This window comes from Reinekea sp. G2M2-21 (genome assembly GCF_015687175.1).
Taxonomy (GTDB): domain Bacteria; phylum Pseudomonadota; class Gammaproteobacteria; order Pseudomonadales; family Natronospirillaceae; genus Reinekea.
In genome coordinates, this window is sequence record NZ_JADPQG010000054.1 from 1 (window position 1) to 230 (window position 230).

Annotated in this window: 1 protein-coding gene; it reads right to left on the minus strand. The window is 45.2% G+C overall.

The annotated features are described in order from the left end of the window. Window positions 1–160 (minus strand): transposase (locus tag IYN85_RS25705; RefSeq protein ID WP_196161838.1); only part of this gene is annotated, 160 nt, incomplete at its 3' end. Window positions 161–230 lie beyond the last annotated feature (70 nt).

The window sequence follows — 230 nt, forward strand, 5'->3', positions numbered from 1 at the left end:
GATGCTGAGAGCTGGAGTCACCGTACTTCTTTATCCAGTCGTGAAGGCTTTTAGCGGTCACACCTAATCGATCAGCAACCTCGCTAATCTTGTAGTTACGTTCTGTGACTTGCTTGACGGCTTCAATCTTAAATTCTTCGGTGTAGCGTTTACCGCTCATAATATGACTACCTATCGTTTTGCGTTATTGTAACGCTAACAGGTGTCTATGATACTAGGGGCTTGCCACC